The sequence below is a fragment of the Methylomonas rapida genome (genome assembly GCF_024360925.2).
GTDB lineage: Bacteria > Pseudomonadota > Gammaproteobacteria > Methylococcales > Methylomonadaceae > Methylomonas > Methylomonas rapida.
In genome coordinates, this window is sequence record NZ_CP113517.1 from 49,987 (window position 1) to 68,323 (window position 18,337).

Genomic DNA, 18,337 nt, shown 5'->3' on the forward strand with positions numbered 1-18,337 from the left:
TGCCAAAACCAGTCCATCATTTTTCAGGGAAGCAACTTTTTAACGCATAACAATAGAGGTCCCGTATGAAGATGAAGTCATTACTCGCCACCAGTTTCTGTACAGCCTTGGTTTTAGCCGGTTGCGATCAGAATAAATCCGCGGAAAGCGGCGACACGGCTGCCGCCAAACCCGAAACCCCCATTTCCGCCCCCGCAACGACACCGGGCAGCGTGACCAGCACTGTCACCGAGAGCGTCAAAGCCGTTGAAACTCAGGCTGAGCAAGCTACCGAAGCCGCTGGCGACATGGCAAAAGACCTGGGTCAGACCGCAGCCGACGTGACCGAAAGCGCGGGCCAGGCGGCCAGCGACGCGGTTGACGCCACCAAGAGCGCTACCAGTGAAGCGGTGAACGGTGCAAAAGAAGCCGCCGCGCAAGCAACCGATGCAGCGACCCAAGCTGCGGAATCCGCCGTGACGTCCTCCAAGGAAGCGGCTAACGCAGCCGCCGAAGGCGCCAAATCGGCCGTCACTGACGCCGTTCAAGAAGCGGGCAAAGAGGCTGCGGCGGCGACGGATGCTGCAAAAGCCAAAGCTGGGGAAGCCGCTACCACGACCACCGAAAAAGCCGTCGAAGCAATCGATAAACTCAAACCCGCACCCTGATTTTAGACAGCCGCGGTTTGCCGTGACGCTACCGTCGCGGCAAACTGTTTTGACATTTATTTGCATAACCGGAACATGAACGCAAATCCCGGTCTTCTGCCTCGAGCCCATGTCCGCACGCTGTCGGGCACATTCCCAATCAGATAAAATACCGGCAAGCCTATCTTGTTCACCGCTCCATGCAATCCCTAGCCTTTGTCGACCTAGAAACCACCGGCACATCGACGACGCAAGACCGCATTACCGAAATCGGCATCGTCCTGGTCGATGCAAATGGCGCGCGCGAATGGAGTCGGCTGCTATATCCGCAAATGCGGATTCCGGCCTATATCGAGCAATTGACAGGCATCACCAATCAGATGGTGGACCGCGCGCCGCCATTTGCCGAGGTGGCGGCTGAAGTCGCCGAACTGCTGCAGGGACGTTTGTTCGTCGCTCACAATGCCCGTTTCGATTACGGTTTTTTGAAGAACGAGTTCAAGCGCATCGGACTGAATTTTCAACCGCAAGTGCTGTGCACCGTCAAACTATCCAGGGCGTTGTTCCCTGAATTTCATCGCCACAATCTGGATAGCTTGATCGAGCGCCATGGCCTCAGTGTCGCCGATCGCCACCGCGCGTTGAGCGACGCCCAGTTGATTTACCAATTCTGGCAACACCTCGCCGGCCGGTTCCCGGCGGAACTATTGGCGGATACCGTGCGGAAACTGGTCAACCGTTCCAGCTTGCCGTCGCAAATCGATCCGATGCTGGTGCATGACTTGCCGGAAGGCCCCGGTGTTTATCTGTTTTACGGCGAAAACGATTTGCCGTTGTACATCGGTAAAAGCGTCAATATTCGGCAACGGGTGCTGTCGCATTTTTCCGCCGATCATAGCAGCAACAAGGAAATGAGTTTGTCGCAGCAGTTACGGCGCATAGAGTGGATGGAAACCGGCGGTGAACTGGGGGCTTTGCTGACCGAAGCCAGGCTGATCAAGGAAAAGATACCGGTGCATAATCAAAGATTGCGCCGCAAGAGTGCCTTGTGTGCCTGGCAATTAGCGCAACAGGGCGCGCATTTGACGCCCAAGTTGACTTGGGCCGACGAGCTGGATTTTGGTCGGCAAGACAATTTGTACGGTCTGTACCACAGCCTGCGCGATGCGCAGAAAGCCTTGCGCGGCGTAGCCGAGCAACACGGGCTGTGTCTGAGCCTGTTGGGTCTGGAAAAAACCGCCAAGGACAAACCCTGTTTTGCGTATCAACTAAAACGTTGCCAGGGCGCCTGTGTCGGCAAGGAAAAACCTTTGGCACATGCCGCGCGCTTGATGCTGGCGATGCAGAAATTGAAACTGGCTAGCTGGCCTTATCCCGGTGCTATCGGCATCCGGGAAGGCGAGGATTTACATGTCATCGACCATTGGTGTTACCTCGGCACCGGCAAAACCGAGGCCGAAGTCGACGAGCTGTTGGCCGCCGGCCGCCCGGCATTCGATCGCGACACGTATATGATGCTCAGCAAAGCCTTGAAAAAAGCCAAAGTAGTCATGCTGGAATCTCGTAAGCAACAATAGTTGCGTAGATAAAGCCGGCATAAATCGAGCGCCGATGCGGCAATGGCTAAACCTAAAAACATCGGTAGTCCACGAAAAGCACGAAAGACACGAAATAAAACAGAGGGTTGCGTCACTTGATTTAGTTACCCGCAAGGTCCCGGCTTTTTGAGCAATAACTTTTTGAAACTGTTCGTGATTTTTGTGTGTTTCGTGGACCAAATGATTTTTATAGGCTAAAGCGATTGCACTCCGGCGTTGCAGATTTGGAGTGAAAGAGCTTCAGCTTTTTCCCATAAACGCCTCGTTAAAATCGCCCAGCTTGATAATCGGCGATAGCCTGCCGGATTTCTTCTTCCGTATTCATCACGAACGGGCCATGCTGCACGACGGGTTCGCCCAATGGCCGGCCGGTGACTAGTACTGCCCGGCTTGATTGCTTGGCATGCAAGACTACGCCATCGCTACTGGGATGGTTGTCCAGTATCGCCAGCTGCTGCACGGCAATATCCCGATTATTTATGGTCATTTCGCCGCGATAGACATAGACAAAAGCAGTTAAGTTGGCAGCGAGCGGCTGACTGAATGCGGCGCCGGCCGGCACATGCAGATCCAGAAACAAAGGTTCGGTGACGGGTCTTTGTATAGCGCCTTCCAGGCCCATGCTGTGTCCGGCGATGACTCTGAGCTTGCCGCCGTTGGGCAACGGTACTTCCGGAATGTCGTCATTTTGCACATCGCGGTAGCCTGGAGCCTGCATCTTGTCTTTAGCCGGCAAATTGATCCACAACTGAAAGCCTTCCAGCAGGCCATCTTTCTGTTCCGGCATTTCGGAATGGATGATGCCACGTCCCGCCGTCATCCACTGAATCCCGCCAGCTTCCAGCAGGCCGCCATGGCCGGCGTTGTCGCCATGTCTCATCCGACCAGCCAGCAAATAGGTCAAAGTCTCGAAACCGCGATGCGGATGATTCGGAAAGCCGGCAATGTAATCGTGGGCTTCGTCGCTGCCAAAGGCGTCCAGCATCAGAAACGGGTCCAGCCGCTGTTGCAAGGATTGGTCGATCAAGCGGGTCAATTTGACCCCTGCGCCATCGGACGTTGCATGTCCGGCGATGAGTCGTTCCACGTTGCGCGAATGGTTGACGGTGTGGTTGGCTATATTCGGCATGATTGCCTCCTCGCTCATTCGAGCAACATTAAACGGCCAGGGCGGCCACTTCAGCCTCGGCTTGTTGCAAAGCGGCTTTGGCAATGTCTTCACCCATCGCCAAGCCTTCTGCATGGATAAAAGTCAGATCGGTCATGCCCAAAAATCCCAGCGCGGTTTGCAGGTAAGGGGTGACCAAATCGTGCGGCGTGCCGCGATGCAGGCCGCCGAAAGCCAGGGCCAGATGGACCTTTTTGCCGGTTAGCAGTCCTTCCGGGCCGTTGGCGGTATAGCGGAAGGTGACGCCCGTGCGGCTGATCGCATCGAACCAGGCTTTCAATTGCGCCGGTATGCCAAAGTTATACATGGGCACGCCCAACACGATATGATCGGCTTGCTGTACTTCGGCTATGAGTCGATCATCCATGGCTATTCGGTCTTGCTGGGCCGCGGAACGTTGCTCGGGTGGTGTAAACAAGGCCTGTAACGCGGCGGGGTCCAGCAACGGTGGTGGGGTTTGTGCCAAATCCCGGAAAATGATCGGCGAGGCAGGATAGGCGGTTTTCAGTTTATCGGCCAGCAACCCGGCCAAGCGGCTGGAATGGCTTTGTTCGCCGCGAATGCTGCTGTTGATGTGTAGAATGGTCATGGTGCTTCTCCCTACGATGAGAGTGAGGTTTAACTATAATCCGGCAAAAAGGATGACAGCGTTCCATGCAGGGCTGATTGTTCAGGCCCTTGCATCTAAAACAAACCGGCAACTTGGTTTCTCCCTTTGCAAAAGGGATTTTTAAAAAATCTCATCCAGCCCCTCGGCAACCGCTCAATGCGCTGTCTCAGCTTCCGCATCCATCCATCCATCCATTCAATCGTCCTTTTCCAATGCCTACACCCAGGGCAACCGAGCTCTATAGTTAATCCGATGGCCGTATCATTTGCAGCGAATCACATAGTAGCGAATCACACCTTATCTTAAAATACCGGATCTTATAAAACCTTTTGCTTTTGCTACCATTGAAAATCTATCGACAAGAAGCGTCATGAATAAAAAAATAGCCCAACTGATGACCAGGGACGTCGTTCAGGTAGCCCCAGAAATGCCTTTATCCGAATGCGCGGAATTGATGGCGCGGCACCGCATCAGCTCGATACTGATCAGCGAAAACGACAAACCGGTCGGTTTGCTGACCGAGCGCGATGTGGTGCGATTATTGAGCCAGAATACGCCGCAAAACCAGGCGGTGTCCATGTTGATGTCGGCAAATCCGGTGACCGTGCGCGCCGATACCGATTATCGCGATGCCTATCATTTGTTTGTGCTGCATGGGATTCGGCATCTGGTGGTGGTCGACGGCGCCGGCCGTCTGGCCGGTATCGTCAGCGAAACCGATTTTCGCAGGCATGCCGGCGTTGCCGAATTCATCGGTTTGCGTACCGTGGCCACCATCATGGATAGGTCCGTGTTGTTGCTGCAACCCGATGAGCGGGTGATCGACGCGGCGCAGAAGATGCATGATCGCCGCGCCAGTTGCGCGGTAGTGGTGAAGAAGCGCAAGCCGATAGGCATCGTCACGGAACGCGATATGGTCAGGTTATATCGGCGGCAGGCCGGCGATGCGCGTGTACGCGACATCATGTCCGCGCCGGTCGCCACGGTAGGGCCTGAACAATTGGTGGTGGATGTCGTGCAGCGCATGCAAAATCAGGGCATACGCCATCTGGTGGTAGTCGATGGGCAAGGCGAAACGCTGGCGGTGGTGGGCGAACACGATGTGGTGAAGCACACCGAAGGGCAATATGTCGATTTGCTGAACACGATCATTCGCGAGCAGATCGTGGAACTGGAATTGCAGCAGGCGAAAATCGACGAATTGATGTTGAGAACGGCGCTGAGCGAGAAGGAAAAACAATTACGGGATTTGCAAGCCCGTACCGAAAACGAAAAGGCTCTGCTTAGAACCCTGATCGATCATATTCCCGATCTGATTTTTTTGAAGAGTACCGAGGGACACTATATCGGCTGCAACAAGGCATTCGCAGCTTTTTTGGGCATCGAGGAAAGCGCGCTAATCGGCAAGACCGATTTCGATTTTTTCGATGCGCAAACGGCCGGTTCATTTCGGCAACTGGATTTGGAGGTCATGGCTTCCGGCCATTCACTGGTCAACGAAGAATGGGTGACGTACCCCGACGGTCGCCGCGAATGCATGGAAACCTTGAAAACGCCTTATTGCAACGAACAGGGCGGTTTACTCGGCGTCATCGGCATCAGTCGCAATATCACCAGTCGCAAACAGTCCGATCAAGCCTTGCGGGAAAGCGAGGAAAAGTTGCGCTCGCTGTTCGAAATGTCGCCGCTGGCCATTGCCCGCAATGCCCTGGACGGCCGGTTCATCGAAACGAACCAGGCCTGGGTGGACATGCTGGGTTATACGCTGGATGAATTGAACGCGCTCAGTTACTGGCAATTGACGCCGAAAGACTACGATGCGCAGGAGGCGCAACAGCTGGAATCCTTGCACAACACCGGCCGCTATGGTCCGTATGAGAAAGAATACTGGCACCGCGATGGCTGGCGGATTCCGGTGCGCCTCAATGGTGCCTTGATTATCGGCAGCGATGGGCAGCGTTACATCTGGTCCATCGTCGAGGACATCAGCGAACGCAAGCGCAACGAGGAAGACATGCAACTGGCTTCGATGGTGTATCTGAACAGCGCGGAGGCGATGATGGTCACCGACGCCGACGGCAAGATCATTACCATCAATCCGGCCTTTACCGAGTTGACCGGCTTCAGTTCGGAGGAGGCGATAGGACAGAGCCCGCGCATTTTGAATTCCGGCTTGCACGATCGGTCCTTCTACGAGGCCATGTGGCAAAAACTGCAAAGCTCGGGTTTCTGGCAGGGCGAGATCTGGAACAAACGCAAGAATGGCGAAATTTTTGCCGAATGGCTGACCATCAACAGCATTTATAAGGAAGACGGCTGCTGCTTTAGGCGGGTGGCTTTGTTTTCCGACATTACCGAAAAGAAAAAGACCGAGGAATTGATCTGGACGCAGGCTAATTTCGATCCGTTGACCAGCCTGCCCAATCGGCGCATGTTCAACGACAGGCTGAGCCAGGAAATCAAGAAGGCGCATCGCGGCGAACTGCGCTTGGCGCTGATGTTCATCGATCTCGATCATTTCAAGGAAGTCAACGACATTCTGGGGCATGGCGTCGGCGATCATCTGCTAAAGGAATCCGCCAAGCGATTGAGGGCCTGCGTGCGGGACACCGATACCGTGGCCCGTTTGGGCGGGGATGAATTCACCATCATCGTTTCCGGACTGGAAGAAGCGCATAGCGTGGACCGCATCGCCCAAGAAGTTTTGAGCAAACTGGCGGGTCCTTTTCATCTTGAAGGCGAAACCTTGTACATTTCCGCCAGCATCGGCATCACGATCTATCCGGACGATACCATCGATGTCGAAGAGCTATGCAAAAACGCCGATCAAGCCATGTATGCGGCCAAACATCAGGGCAGGAACCGTTTCAGTTATTACCTGCCATCCATGCGTAACGAAGCCAAGCGGCGCATGCGCCTGTCCAACGATTTGAGGATCGCGCTGGAAGAGCAGCAATTTAAGGTTTATTACCAGCCGATTGTCGATCTGGCCGATGGCAGTATTCGCAAGGCAGAGGCCTTGATTCGCTGGCAGCATCCCGAGCGCGGCTTGATCAATCCCGGCGAGTTTATCGCCATTGCCGAGGAAACCGGCAGAATCGTGGAAATGGGCGATTGGGTGTTTCAACAGGCGGCTTTGCAGGTCAAGCGTTGGCGGAAATGCTATCGGCCCGATTTTCAGGTTAGTGTGAACAAATCGCCGGTGCAGTTTCAAAACGACGAAACCTTTTACAAAGGCTGGATCGAACAACTGCGGCGGCTCGGCCTGAACGGCAATAGCGTGGTGATAGAAATCACCGAGGGTTTGCTGCTGGATAATAAGCCTATCGTCAACGATAAATTGTTGCTGTTCCGCGATGTCGGCATTCAGGTGGCGATAGACGATTTCGGCACCGGCTATTCCTCGCTCGCTTACCTGAAGATGTACGACATCGATTATTTGAAAATTGACCGCTCTTTCATCCGTAATTTGCGGCCGGATTCCAGCGATTTGGTGGTGTGCGAGGCCATCATCGCGATGGCGCACAAACTGGGCATGAAAGTCATAGCGGAAGGCGTGGAAACGGTGGAGCAGCGCGAACTGTTACGGGTCGCCGGCTGCGATTGCGGTCAAGGTTATCTGTTTGCCAAACCGCTTCCCGTACAAGCTTTCGATGCCTTGCTGCATCAGGCCAAACAGGTCATGGCTTTTGGTTGAAACGGCCGAAGGATGGGCCGGCTTAAATCCCAGGGGCTTCCCGTGTTATCTTGATTGAAAATGCTTTGTTGGACGCATGTCCAATCGTCTGTAAATGATACGGGAGTAGCGGTCATGGCAATCAGCGTGTTCGATATTTTCAAAATCGGCATAGGGCCATCCAGCTCGCATACGGTCGGGCCGATGCGGGCGGCCATGACGTTTGCCGGCAAGCTGGAACGGCAGGGTAGCGCCGGGCAGGTCAAGCGGATAAAAATCGAGTTATTCGGATCGCTCGGCGCCACCGGCAAAGGCCATGGCACCGATAAGGCGGTTTTGCTGGGCCTGGAAGGCGAGGCGCCGGATTTGATCGATCCAGCCATCATCCCTGGACGGCTGGCTACCATCCGAGAAAATGGCGTTGTCTTGTTGTTGCGGCGCTTTCCGGTCGCATTCAACGAAAAAACCGATTTGCTGTTTCAGCGCAAGGCCTTGCCTTATCACGCCAACGGCATGCGTTTTTCGGCATTCGATACGGATGATGAAAATCCGCTGTTGCGGGCCGATTATTATTCGGTCGGCGGCGGTTTTGTCGTCAGCGACGCGGCCGCTGCAATCGATCGCTTGAGCCATGACGATACCCGGCTGCCGTATCCCTTCAAAACCGGCGCGGCCTTGCTGCAATTGTGCGCGACGCATGGCAAGCCCATCAGTGAGCTGATGCTGGGCAACGAAAAAGCTTGGCTCGGCGAAGCCCAAATCCGCGCCAACTTGCTGCATATCTGGCAGGTCATGCAGGCTTGCGTCGAACGCGGCTTGCGCGAGGAGGGTGTTTTGCCGGGCGGCATGCAGGTCAAGCGCCGCGCCGCGAATCTGTATCGGCAGTTGACGGGTGAAATACCCCGGCAAACACCGAACCTGCCGGTCGGCACGATGGAGTGGGTCAATCTATTCGCGCTGGCGGTCAGCGAAGAAAATGCCGCCGGCGGGCGAGTGGTCACCGCGCCGACCAACGGCGCGGCCGGCATCATTCCGGCCGTGCTGCATTATTACTGGCGTTTTTGCCCGGATGCCAACGAAGATGGCGTGGTTCGGTTTTTATTGACGGCCGCGGCGATCGCGATTTTGTATAAGGAGAACGCCTCTTTGTCGGGTGCCGAAGTCGGTTGTCAGGGCGAAGTCGGCGTCGCCTGTTCGATGGCTGCCGGGGCATTAGCCGAGGTTTTGGGCGGCACGCCGCGGCAAGTCGAAAATGCCGCCGAAATCGGCATGGAACATAACTTGGGGCTGACCTGCGACCCGGTCAGCGGCTTGGTGCAAGTGCCTTGCATAGAGCGCAATGCGATGGGCGCGGTCAAGGCCATCAACGCGGCGCGAATAGCCTTGCGCGGCGACGGCAGCCATTTCGTCTCGCTGGACAAGGTGATCAAGACCATGCGCGAAACCGGCGCCGACATGAAAACCAAATACAAGGAAACCTCGCGCGGCGGCCTGGCGGTCAATTTGATCGAATGCTGAGTAATGTCGATTGCGCAAATTTTTATAGGTAAAAATTCGTCGCGATTCGGAGTGCGATAGCTTCAGCTATCGCAATAAGGCCGACGATCGAATTTCATGGATTCGTCATGCGTATCGTTTTTGCGAAGGTTCAAGATCGTTGGGCGCGCTCAATCAACGCGCGTGCTTCAACGCTACCGCTGTTTTCGCCAGACGTTCGCCCAACACCCAACACAAACGCTTCTCGTGCTCGCTCAATTCCGAATCGATTTCCGAACAATGACTGGGACCGTAAGGTGTGCCGCCGCTGACGGTTTCGCGCAAGGCAATTTCGTTGCACGGCAGGCTCATCACGACCATGCCGTGATGCATCAATGGCAGCATCATCGACAACAGCGTGGTTTCCTGGCCGCCGTGCAGGCTGCCGGTGGAGGTAAACACGCCGGCCGGCTTGCCTGACAAGGTCCCAGGGAACCATAGCGCGGTCGTGCTATCGATGAAGTATTTCAGCGGCGCAGCCATGTTGCCGAAATGCGTCGGGCTGCCCAAGGCCAGACCGTCGCATTGTTCCAGTTCCTGTAATGTGATGTAAGGCGCGCCGGACGCCGGAATGCTGTCGGCCACTTTTTCACAGACGGTCGACACCTCCGGCACCGTGCGCAAAATGGCTTCGCAGTCGCCAACCGATTCAACGCCGCGGGCGATTTGCCGGGCCATTTTTTCGGTGCTGCCGTTGCGGCTGTAATAAACGATCAGAATCTTGGCCGTCATAGTATCGCCAATACGGATTCAGGTGGACGTCCGATCGCGGCCTTGTCGTTGGCCAGCACGATGGGGCGTTCGATCAGCTTGGGTATACGTATCATCGCCGCTATCAGTTCGATGTCGCTCAACGACGGATCGTCCAAGCCGTTTTCCTTGTATTCGTCCTCCTTGGTGCGCATCAGCTCACGCGGTTTCAGGCCCAGCTTATGCAGGATGTCCTGCAATTCGGCCGTGGTCGGCGGGTGTTTGAGATATTCGATCACTTCGGGCTGTATGCCCTTATCCTGGATCAGCTTCAAGGTTTCGCGTGATTTGCTGCAGCGCGGGTTGTGGAAGATTTTGACGCTCATGGGTTTACGCCCTTTAGACACTCGACAAGCCGCTATAATAACATTTCGACTTTTTTAGACCGCGTGAAAAAACTATGCAATTACCCAATTATTCCTCCGCCCGCGTGCTGGTCGTTGGCGATTTGATGCTGGACCGCTACTGGCACGGCCCCACTTCGCGCATCTCGCCGGAAGCCCCGGTGCCTGTGGTGCATGTCAAACAGGATGAACATAGAGCTGGTGGCGCCGGCAACGTGGCTTTGAACATCGCCGCGCTGGGCGCCAAGGTTTCGTTGCTGGGTTTCACCGGCGAGGACGAGGCGGCGGTCGCGTTGGAAACCTTGTTGAAAAAAGCCGGTGTGCTGTGCATGTTCCAGGGCATTCCGCACCATCCGACCATCACCAAGTTGCGGGTCATGAGCCGGCATCAGCAATTGATCCGGTTGGACTTCGAGGACGGCTTTCAAGACATAGCCAGCGACATGCTGCTGCATCAATATCACGCGGAGCTGATGCAATCCAAGGTCGCGGTATTATCCGATTACGGCAAGGGCACACTCAATCAAGTCGAACAATTCATCCGCCTGGCAAAAATGCTGAAAAAACCGGTATTGGTCGACCCTAAGGGCAGCGATTTTTCGATTTACAAACAAGCCACGCTGATCACGCCCAACCTCAGCGAATTCGAAGCCGTGGTCGGCCGCTGCGCCGATCAGCAACAAATTGTCGAGCGCGGCACTCATCTGATGAACGAATTGGAACTGGAAGCCCTGCTGGTCACGCGCGGTGAACATGGCATGACCCTATTGAGCAAAGCCGAAGCGCCGCTGCATTTGCCCACCCATGCCCGCGAGGTGTTCGACGTGACCGGCGCTGGTGACACGGTGATTTCGGTGCTGGCCGCCAGCTTGGCCGCCAAAATGTCGCTGGCGGAAGCGACGCAACTGGCTAACATCGGCGCCGGCATCGTGGTCGGCAAAATGGGTACCGCCACCGTCAACACCGAGGAATTGGAAAACGCCCTGCACGGTCACCGCGCTCATCACAAAGGCGTCTGCACGTTGCCGGAGTTATTGAAAGAACGCGCCGCCGCCAAGCAAACCGGCGAAAAAATCGTCGCCACCAACGGCTGCTTCGACATTTTGCATCCCGGCCACGTGCGCTACCTGCAACAAGCCAAGACTCTGGGCGACCGCCTGGTTGTACTGATCAACAGCGACGATTCGGTCAAACGCCTGAAAGGCCCGGAGCGTCCGGTCAACAATCTGGAACACCGCATGGAAATGCTGGCGGCGCTGGAATGTGTAGATTGGGTCGTGCCGTTCGAGGAAGATACGCCCAAACAAGTCATCGACCAGTTATTGCCGGATATCTTGGTTAAGGGCGGCGACTACACCGACATCACCAGCATCGCCGGCCACGACAGCGTGCTGGCCAATGGCGGCGAGGTGAAGATTTTGTCGTTCATCGAAGGCCATTCGACGACGGGGATTATTCAGACGATTAAAGACAAGGTGCAAGGGTAGCGATGACAATAAGTGATGCCTTTGTAAAAAGGCATTAAGTCGACATGAATAAATGAAAGAGAATGGCTTAAAACAAGGCTGTTTGTTATGGTGCCAAGCTTATTTCTGATGTATTTCAAGTTTGAATCGCGTATGACTACAAAAGAACTCTCTGACGATAATGCGAAGGCCGATAATTCGGTTGAAGAAAGTTCGCTAGAAGACGAGGATAAATCAGGCTCCGATTTGAAGATGAAGCCTTGGAATCCGAATGATATTCGGATTACGACTAAAAACTTCACTATCCGAGAGATTTATACCCAGATCGAAGATAAAGAACCAGATCAAGAAAAAGAGTTGGATTTAGCGCCCGATTTTCAACGAGCTTTCGTTTGGAACACCAAGCAACAGATACGCCTTATTGAATCAATTCTATTAGGCATCCCTCTTCCTGCTTTTTACTTTAATCAGGATAAAGATGGTGCTCAACAGGTGATTGACGGTGTTCAGCGACTGACTACGATCAAACACTTTATGTCTAATCAATTGGAGTTGAAGGAAGAGCATCTTGAATATCTGAGTCCACTGAAAGGGGCTACATTTTCTACTCTCGATCCCGCAACCAAGCGGCGATTTGCCGGCACTCAGATAGTGGCTCATGTGATCGAGCCGCAAACGCCGGACGACGTTAAATACGATATTTTTAACCGTGTTAATACCGGGGGTAGTCCTTTAACTGCTCAGGAGATTCGTCACTGCATGAGTAAGGAACGCTCTCGAAAATTTTTGCGAAAACTGGTTGAAAGCGAAAGTTTCGATCAGGTTATGGGCGACTTTTTTTGGCGAAGAGATTCAACAGGGAAGCTGGTTCGCGATAGCAAAAGGATGACAGATAGAGAAATGGCATTACGTTTCTGCGCTTTTCATGTCGTGCCACTAGAAAAATATGCTGAGGCATCGAGTCTGGATGCATTTCTGTTGGACTTTTCTCGATGGCTAGATCAACAAGCTAAACCGGCGGATTTAAAAAAACTAGAAACCGCATTTCAACAAGCAATGAGAAATTGTCATGAAGTATTTGGTGTCAGCGCATTTCGCCGGTGGGCTCCAAACAACCAATCACCAAGTGGCCGCATCAACCGAGCCATTTTTGAATCTCAAGCTTTAGCGCTCGCTGATTATTCCCTGGAAATTGTTAGCACGCATAAAGATACTATCCAAAACGCCTTAAGGAAACTCTTTAAAAACCGAGACTACGATACCTCTGTAAGCGCTGGAACAGGTTCCTACAAAAAGGTCGAAGACCGGTTGCTTAAGCCTCGCAAAGCCCTGGAGAAAATTCTCAAATGATCCGTGAATTTAAACTGCGCGGTTTCAAGATGTTTGCTGACGCCAGCTTTGAAATGGCGCCACTGACTATTCTGGCCGGCATGAACGGTGCCGGTAAAACTTCAGTTATCCATGCTTTACTGCTTGTTGAAGAAGCTCGCCGACGAGGGGACAAAATTGTTCCTCTCAATGGGTCGTTTGGCTTGGAGTTAGGCGCGTTCGAAGACATCCTAAATTGGAACAGCCAGGATGCAGTGAGCTTTGATCTCACGGATGATAACGATACAGTCTATTCATGGGAGTTGGCTGGGAATGCCAGCTCACTCTATGCAGAGATACAAAAACATCCCACACAGCTTCCACCGCTCTTCGACGAAGGTGAAAGAATGTTTCAGTATCTTTGCGCCGAACGTTACGGTCCGCGCAATATACTCGGCTCGGCGGCATTGCCGCCCGACTTGCTGGAAGTAGGCTTTCGTGGAGAGTACAGCGCCCAGGTTCTCTATAGCCTTGATAGTTTAGCCATCGCCGAATCTCGCCGTTGCCCTGGATTCGGCGAAGAGGATGCCGCGTTATTGAAATTCGAGACAGAGCGGTGGCTATCCAGGATTGCTCGCTCCGTACAGATTGATACCGATTCCATTTCTATTAGGACAGTAACCGCGCTGCGTTTCCGCGTTCCCGATGGCGAGTGGGTTCGGCCGCCCAACATGGGCTTTGGGGTAACTTACGCGCTTCCGGTAATCCTGGCTGGCCTGACGGCTGGAAACGGCGGACTCTTAATCGTGGAAAATCCCGAAGCGCACCTCCACCCTGCCGGCCAATCGCAAATGGGATATTTCCTTGCGGCTATGGCATCTGCCGGTGTTCAGGTCGTGGTAGAAACCCATTCCGACCATGTCTTAAACGGTATTCGTCGTGCTATTGGCGAGCATAGTATCTTGACCAAAGATCAAGCAATTATCCATTTCTTCGATATTGATGGAACCGACCCACAGACTCTGCGTTTTACCGAGACCGGCGGCATTGCATCTTGGCCTCGCGGATTTTTCGATCAATACCAACTCGATGTCTCCGCTCTAACCCGCGTAAGGCGTCCAAGGCAATAAATCATGCGCTTTGTCATCGACGAAACAAGCTGGCATTTTGATGGGCTTGAGCAAAATGGCTGTATCGAGTCATTGGAGACGTTGTTGGACTTGCTGGATGATGCGCATGGTCAAGGACAGCTAGCCTGTTATTCGGAAGAGTTGTTTGAAACCGCCGTTTGGCAGAATAAAACTTTTTATGAATTGTATGAATCGGATTCACCAATGGCGATACCTTGGGAAGTTCAGGAGCGTGTTGCGAGTATTTTTGGAAGACTACCCAAGTGGCAGGAACTTGACTCATGTGAGCCCAGAGATTTTGACGTACAAATTAACAATAGAGCTAAAGAATTTGCTCCGTCAATTGCTTGGGCTCACGCTCAAACCGCCCAAAGCAAAGCCAACGCCGTTGCTTGCCTGATTTTTCCTACCGTTCGTCCAATTGGGAATCATGCTGTTACGGTCGACAATCAGATAGAGAATCTATGGTTTGTCGGAGAATTTCAAAGCTATCGTGACTATTTTCGGTGGCTCATTACCGATACCACCAAAAGTCCCGATGAATTGACAAAATTTGCAGATTCCGCATTCCCTTCACTTGATTTTATTCCCAACTCTTTCGATGGTATCAAGGGTATGAGCAAACCTTATCGAGAGTTGATAGAGCCACTGACCAAGCATTTAAGCGTTTTGTCTGATCATGGAAAAAGAGTTTTCTCCGAATCATGGAAAGATGCGCCTTCTAAATTCGGTTCGCATGGAATTAACATATCTGACGAGAACGGAAACACGAAGAGCAATAGCGAAGCGCGGAGAGAACGAACACGTATTTTTAACGGTAAAGAAGTTGTGTTTTGGTGGCATAGCAAACTTGACCCAGATAGGGATCGAATCCATTTCTCTCCGGATAAAATTGCCAACGGCGGTCGTTTGTTAGTCGGGATATTTTGTCGTCATCTTCAAACCTGAAATCCCCACTGAGCAAAGTCGATTTTGCACCAGCTTCGCATCGGATAAAGCCCAAAATCAACAAATTTAAATCATCCTTATTCATGGAAAAACTCAAAGACCGTCTCCATCAATACTGGCTCCTAGCCCGTTTCGACAAGCCCATCGGCATTCTGATTCTGCTATGGCCTACGCTGTGGGCCTTGTGGATTGCCGGTGACGGCAAGCCGGATGGATTGGTGTTGACGGTTTTTGTGCTGGGCGTGGTGTTGATGCGGGCCGCCGGTTGCGTGATCAACGATTACGCCGACAAGGATTTCGATCCGCATGTCGATCGTTGTAAGCTCAGGCCGATCGCGGCCGGCAAAGTCACGCCGAAAGAGGCATTGACCGTATTTGTCGTGTTGTGTCTGGTTTCGTTTGGGCTGGTGTTGTTGATGAACGGGTACACCATTGCATTGTCGTTCGTCGGCGCGTTTCTGGCCGCCAGCTATCCGTTCATGAAGCGCTTCACCCACTTGCCGCAGGCTTATTTGGGCGCGGCTTTTGGTTTTGCGGTACCGATGGCGTTTGCCGCGCAAACCAACGCAATTCCGCTGGTCGGCTGGATTTTGTATTTGGCGGTGCTGCTGTGGGCCTTGGTCTATGACACCATGTATGCCATGGTCGATATCGAGGACGACTTGAAAATCGGTGTTAAATCTACCGCGATTTTATTCGGCAGGCGGGTGCGAGAAATCACCGCTGGCCTACAGGTCGTGATTCTGGGATTATTGCTCGCGGTCGGGCAAATGCAGCATTTGCATTGGCCTTACTATGCGGGCTTGGCAATCGGAGCCGGCTTGTTCGCTTACCAGCAGAAGCTGATTTTTCATTTCGATAAAGCCGATTGTTTCAAGGCTTTTTTGAACGCCAATTGGTTCGGTTTGGTGATCTTCATAGGGTTATTGACCGCCTATCTGTGATCGACGCGACGGCTTTGCCGGTGTTATCCTCACGTAAAATTTGAACAATATATCGGGAGGAGAGATGCGATTTTTTCATAAGCTATCGGTGTTTCTGCTGGTGGCATTGGCTTTTTCCAATGCTCAAGCGGGCGAGCTGACGCGCGCGCAGGTCGAGCAATTACTGGCCAAGGCTGACAAACAACATCCGGCGCCGCTAAAGCGTAAGGATTTGACCGACCTGGATCTTTCCGGCCTGGATTTTCGCCATGCCGATTTGTGGGGGGCTGATTTGCGCCGGGCTAATTTGAGCCATACCAATTTGTCCGGTCTGAACCTGGATTTGACGGTGATGACCAATATCAAGTTGGTCGGAGCCGATTTGTCCAATACCAGCATTTTTGGCGTCAGCCTGATGCACGCCGATGCCTCGGGCGCCAATTTCAGCGGCAGCCGGGTCATCGCGGTCATGGAAGGCGCCAATTTCAGCAACGCCGACATCAGTAACGCCGATTGGGCCGCCGACATGAAAAATCAGTCGATGGGCCTGATGCGCGCCAATCTGAAGGGTGCCAATCTGACCGGCGCCAATCTCAGCAACAGCAAGCTTGGCCGGGCCATGCTGAAACACGCCAAATTGAACAAGGCCAATCTGAAAAATGCCGATTTGTATTCGGCCGACATGGACGGCGCCGATCTGACCGGCGCGGATTTGACTGGCGCCAATTTGTCCTCGGCCAAATTACACGACGCTATCTTCACCGACGCGATTACCACGGGTGCCCGTTTCGACAACGCGCAACACAAACCAGCGGGACTGGGTCAATAATCATTCGGAATCTACATGCAAATTCCCAAACAACTATTACAGCGCAAATCCGTCGATGCTTTGACGGCGATCGAAAACAGCCTGAAACAAACTTTGACCGCCAAGGATTTGACCTTATTGGGCATAGGCGCGGTCATAGGCGCCGGTATTTTCGTGCTGACGGGCATTGCCGCCGCCAAATACGCCGGCCCTGCGATCACGATTTCGTTCGTGATGGCAGGCGTTGCCTGTGCCTTGGCCGCCTTGTGTTACAGCGAGCTGGCTTCGATGATGCCGGTATCGGGCAGCGCCTATAGCTATGCTTACGCCACGATGGGCGAATTGATGGCCTGGATCATCGGCTGGGATTTGGTGTTGGAATATGCGTTGGCCAGCAGCACGGTGGCAATAGGTTGGGCGGGGTACTTGACCAGTTTCATGGATACGCTGGGCTTGCATATGCCGCGTTATCTGACGACGGCCTATCTAGCCGATCCGGCCGCCGGCTTCATCAATCTGCCGGCGGTGGTCATCGTGCTGTTGCTGACCGGTTTGCTGGTGATCGGCATCCGCCAATCGGCGATTTTCAATTTCGTCATGGTGTTGATCAAATTGAGCGTGATCGTGCTGTTCATAGCCGCCGGTTTGGGTCATGTGCAGACCGAGAATTGGGCGGACTTTGCGCCGTTTGGTTTCGGCGGCATACTGACCGGCGCCGGGGTAATTTTCTTTGCTTATATCGGTTTCGATGCGGTGTCCACCGCCGCGCAGGAAGCGGTCAATCCGCAGAAGGACGTGCCGTTCGGCATCATAGCTTCTTTGGCGGTTTGTACCTTGATTTACATCCTGGTGGCCGGCGTGCTGACCGGCATCATTTCGTATAAGGAACTCAACGTCGCCGCGCCGATTGCGCTGGCGGTCGATCATATCGGCATGAGCTGGTTGTCGCCCATCATAAAAATTGGCGCGATCGCCGGGTTGACCTCGGTGATGCTGGTATTGCTGATGGGCCAAAGCCGGATTTTCTTTGCGATGGCCTCGGACGGTTTGTTGCCGCCGTTGTTCGCCGACGTGCACCCGCAGTTCCGGACGCCGCATTTGTCGACCGCGATCGTCGGCAGCGCGGTCGCCTTGCTGGCGGGTTTCATGCCGATCGAGAAACTCGGTGAACTGGTTAGTATCGGCACCTTATTTGCATTCGTGCTGGTTTGTGGCGGGGTGTTGTTGTTACGCATCAGTCATCCTGAAATGGAGCGCCATTTCCGTTGTCCCGCGTCGCCGTATGTCCCGGTTGGCGGGATTTTAGTCTGCTTGAGTCTGATGGCGGGTTTGCCGTTGGACACCTGGCTGCGGCTTTTTATCTGGCTGCTGATTGGCTTTGGGATTTATTTTGGCTATGGCATCAAGCATAGCCGGTTGCGGCAGGCTGGGTAAAGGATGGGCACT

General features: G+C 53.6%; 15 protein-coding genes. 11 read left to right on the forward strand and 4 right to left on the reverse strand.

Going from position 1 to position 18,337, the window contains the following annotated elements:
• The first annotated feature begins 65 nt into the window (after positions 1-65).
• Entirely contained in the window at positions 66-647 is a 582-nt protein-coding gene (locus tag NM686_RS00205) for a hypothetical protein (RefSeq protein WP_255189931.1), read from the forward strand.
• Between the two features lie 179 nt (positions 648-826).
• On the forward strand, positions 827-2,203 hold the full coding sequence (locus NM686_RS00210; RefSeq protein WP_255189932.1) for a 3'-5' exonuclease family protein: 1,377 nt from the start codon (positions 827-829) through the stop codon (positions 2,201-2,203).
• Between the two features lie 286 nt (positions 2,204-2,489).
• Here the strand turns inward: NM686_RS00210 and NM686_RS00215 are convergent, their stop codons facing one another.
• Positions 2,490-3,353, reverse strand: coding sequence for a pirin family protein (locus NM686_RS00215; protein WP_255189933.1), 864 nt, complete (start codon positions 3,351-3,353; stop codon positions 2,490-2,492).
• Between the two features lie 28 nt (positions 3,354-3,381).
• On the reverse strand, positions 3,382-3,981 hold the full coding sequence (locus NM686_RS00220) for an FMN-dependent NADH-azoreductase (RefSeq protein ID WP_255189934.1): 600 nt from the start codon (positions 3,979-3,981) through the stop codon (positions 3,382-3,384).
• 391 nt (positions 3,982-4,372) lie between these two features.
• Between NM686_RS00220 and NM686_RS00225 the strand changes: the two genes are divergently transcribed.
• Both NM686_RS00225 and NM686_RS00230 read left to right on the forward strand, forming a co-directional pair.
• Complete coding sequence (locus tag NM686_RS00225; protein ID WP_255189935.1) at positions 4,373-7,699, forward strand: EAL domain-containing protein; 3,327 nt, start codon at positions 4,373-4,375, stop codon at positions 7,697-7,699.
• A gap of 114 nt (positions 7,700-7,813) precedes the next feature.
• Positions 7,814-9,196 carry an L-serine ammonia-lyase gene (locus NM686_RS00230; protein ID WP_255189936.1) on the forward strand — a complete coding sequence of 461 codons (1,383 nt, stop codon included), beginning with the start codon at positions 7,814-7,816 and terminating at the stop codon, positions 9,194-9,196.
• A 153-nt stretch (positions 9,197-9,349) separates the two neighbouring features.
• Here the strand turns inward: NM686_RS00230 and wrbA are convergent, their stop codons facing one another.
• On the reverse strand, positions 9,350-9,946 hold the full coding sequence (wrbA, locus tag NM686_RS00235; RefSeq protein ID WP_255189937.1) for an NAD(P)H:quinone oxidoreductase: 597 nt from the start codon (positions 9,944-9,946) through the stop codon (positions 9,350-9,352).
• Positions 9,943-10,290, reverse strand: coding sequence for an arsenate reductase (glutaredoxin) (arsC, locus tag NM686_RS00240; protein ID WP_255189938.1), 348 nt, complete (start codon positions 10,288-10,290; stop codon positions 9,943-9,945). The genes wrbA and arsC overlap by 4 nt, the downstream gene beginning before the upstream one ends.
• 74 nt (positions 10,291-10,364) lie before the next feature.
• On the opposite strand from arsC, the gene hldE reads away from it, so the two are divergent.
• The 7 genes from hldE (at position 10,365) to NM686_RS00275 (ending at position 18,325) form a co-directional block, all read left to right on the forward strand.
• On the forward strand, positions 10,365-11,795 hold the full coding sequence (gene hldE, locus NM686_RS00245; protein ID WP_255189939.1) for a bifunctional D-glycero-beta-D-manno-heptose-7-phosphate kinase/D-glycero-beta-D-manno-heptose 1-phosphate adenylyltransferase HldE: 1,431 nt from the start codon (positions 10,365-10,367) through the stop codon (positions 11,793-11,795).
• 132 nt (positions 11,796-11,927) lie between these two features.
• Positions 11,928-13,124, forward strand: coding sequence for a DUF262 domain-containing protein (locus tag NM686_RS00250; protein WP_255189940.1), 1,197 nt, complete (start codon positions 11,928-11,930; stop codon positions 13,122-13,124).
• The gene (locus NM686_RS00255) at positions 13,121-14,212 is read left to right on the forward strand and encodes an AAA family ATPase (RefSeq protein WP_255189941.1); all 1,092 of its coding nucleotides are present in this window, start codon (positions 13,121-13,123) and stop codon (positions 14,210-14,212) included. Before NM686_RS00250 ends, NM686_RS00255 begins: the two co-directional genes overlap by 4 nt.
• 3 nt (positions 14,213-14,215) lie before the next feature.
• Complete coding sequence (locus NM686_RS00260; RefSeq protein ID WP_255189942.1) at positions 14,216-15,160, forward strand: hypothetical protein; 945 nt, start codon at positions 14,216-14,218, stop codon at positions 15,158-15,160.
• An 83-nt stretch (positions 15,161-15,243) separates the two neighbouring features.
• Positions 15,244-16,104 carry a 4-hydroxybenzoate octaprenyltransferase gene (gene ubiA / locus NM686_RS00265; RefSeq protein WP_255189943.1) on the forward strand — a complete coding sequence of 287 codons (861 nt, stop codon included), beginning with the start codon at positions 15,244-15,246 and terminating at the stop codon, positions 16,102-16,104.
• Between the two features lie 64 nt (positions 16,105-16,168).
• The gene (locus tag NM686_RS00270) at positions 16,169-16,912 is read left to right on the forward strand and encodes a pentapeptide repeat-containing protein (RefSeq protein ID WP_255189944.1); all 744 of its coding nucleotides are present in this window, start codon (positions 16,169-16,171) and stop codon (positions 16,910-16,912) included.
• Positions 16,913-16,927: 15 nt separating this feature from the next.
• Positions 16,928-18,325 carry an amino acid permease gene (locus NM686_RS00275; RefSeq protein WP_329959156.1) on the forward strand — a complete coding sequence of 466 codons (1,398 nt, stop codon included), beginning with the start codon at positions 16,928-16,930 and terminating at the stop codon, positions 18,323-18,325.
• Positions 18,326-18,337: the final 12 nt, after the last annotated feature.